The following is a 2,245-nucleotide window of genomic DNA, read 5'->3' on the forward strand; positions in this document are numbered from 1 at the left end:
TTCATGGCCTTTTTGGTCTAGTCATTTAGGTGTTGCACTTCAATTTTAAATCCGGCGAACTTAAAATTTTAAATAAGGAAGTAATGAAAATGGCTTTTTTAGATCAAGATTTCTTGTTAGAGACACCAATTGCACAGCAGTTGTTTCATAAGTATGCACAAAAGATGCCAATTATTGATTTTCATTGTCACTTGAATCCTGAAGAGATTTATGAAAACCGAAATTTCAAAAATATCACACGAATTTGGTTAAATGAGGGTACTTATGGCGATCATTACAAGTGGCGCTTGATGCGTGCTAATGGTGTTGATGAAGACCTGATTACTGGTGACGGTGATGATTATGATAAATTTGTTGCTTGGGCAAAAACAATTGAGAAATCAGTAGGTAACCCATTATATGAATGGACACATCTTGAACTACGACGCTTTTTTGGGATTGACGACCTATTAACGGAGAAAAGTGCACCTAAGATTTAGGAAAAAACCAATGCTTTATTACAAACCGCTGACTTTAAACCGCGAGCGCTGATTAAGAATGCCAATGTTAAGGTGGTTTGTACGACTGATGACCCTGCTTCAGAACTACATTATCATCAGTTGCTCAAGCAAGATGAACAGACTGATGGATTTAAAGTTTTGCCAGCTATGCGTCCCGATCAAGCTTTACAGATCTCACGGACAACGTATGGTGCGTATCTTGAGCAACTAAGTAAGGTTTCTGGTGTAGTAATTCATGGCTTCGCTGACTTAACTGCCGCTTTGCGCCAACGTTTTGAGTTTTTTAGTCAAATGGGCGGCTCACTTTCTGATCACTCATTAGAGACATTCACGTTTGTACCGGCAAGTGAAGCACAATTGGATGCCATTATTCAAAAAGGAATTGCCAATACACCACTAACCGCTTTAGAGCAGAATCAATATGTAACCATGCTGATTGAAGCTTTGATGAAATTAAATGATGAATTTGATTGGACGATGCAATTCCACTTGAATTCAGCTCGTAATTTGAACACACCATTATTTGAAAAAATCGGTGCAGATACCGGCTTTGACTCAATGGGAGCGCAACCGGATATGGTCACGCAAATTCAACATTTATATACAGCTATGTGTGCAAAACAAGTTGTGCCTAAAACGATTTTATATTCACTTAATCCAAATGATTGGCTAGCATTAGCAACAACAATGCAGTCATTTCAAGGGCGTAGCGCCCAGCGGTTACAATTAGGTGCTGCTTGGTGGTTTAATGATACGGCAGAAGGTATGACAGAACAACTACGGACTTTTGCACAACAAAGTTTATTACCTAATTTTGTTGGTATGCTGACAGATTCGCGTAGCTTCTTATCTTATCCACGCCACGAATATTTCCGACGTGTTCTTTGTAATTATCTTGGTCATCTTGCTACTCAGGGCCGTGTCCCTGATGATTTAGAGCAACTTGGCAAGATTGTTCAAGATATCAGTTACAATAATGCGCACGATTATTTTGGCTTTTTTCAATAATTAACCACGGAAATTTTACACCAGCCAAAATCATCATGTTATAATGAGTGTGTAAAAAGAAGTCCTATTGTAATAGGACTTCCATAGCAGAACCGTTTAAGACAGTCGACATTGATTGTCGCTTAATAGCTACCCAAACTTCACCAAGAAGTTATGGCTCTTCGTCAACTGTTGTTGGTGAGTTAAAATTTGAAAGTCCTAATCACTTGGTGATTAGAGCTTTTTTAGCATGTACGTGGAAGACATAAAGTACTCTAATTCTAAATTCAAAAAAACTTCGATAGCCAAAACTAGTTCTTTTAATAGCCTTGATTTTATTATTTAATCCTTCTAAAGGTCCATTTGAGTGTTGCGTAATGAAGGTATTATGGATTTCATCATGATGAGTTTGAAGCATTTTAAGAGTACTAAGCATTTCTTCAGAACAACCTTCGGTGTTCCAAAAGGCTGCATTGTAATTATTCCAATCTTTGTGCCGAAGAGCTGTCTGAAGTTTATTTAAGACATCATAAGTTTGCTTAAGGACGGGATCAAGATTTAACAACCGATCTACAATATCCTTAGCAGTAACCCAGTAAGGGAAATAAGTCCATTTACGAAATTGCTCAAAATCTAACTGTTCATGGGTAGCGTCAAGAATCTTGTGTAAATGAAATGCCTTCGTACATATAATATGGTAGCGTCAAGAAGTTTGTGTAAATAACAAGAAGACTTCTTCGTATCATTTTGTCTAGCTT

Annotated in this window: 2 pseudogenes; one reads left to right on the top strand and one right to left on the bottom strand. The window is 37.6% G+C overall.

Going from position 1 to position 2,245, the window contains the following annotated elements:
• The first annotated feature begins 89 nt into the window (after positions 1 to 89).
• Positions 90 to 1,508: pseudogene (uxaC, locus tag FC15_RS02730) on the top strand (glucuronate isomerase).
• A 202-nt stretch (positions 1,509 to 1,710) separates the two neighbouring features.
• Here uxaC and FC15_RS02735 read toward each other — a convergent pair.
• Positions 1,711 to 2,136 (bottom strand): annotated as a pseudogene (locus FC15_RS02735) (transposase); the annotation flags it as partial.
• Positions 2,137 to 2,245 lie beyond the last annotated feature (109 nt).

Source organism: Lapidilactobacillus concavus DSM 17758 (assembly GCF_001435835.1).
Lineage (GTDB): Bacteria > Bacillota > Bacilli > Lactobacillales > Lactobacillaceae > Lapidilactobacillus > Lapidilactobacillus concavus.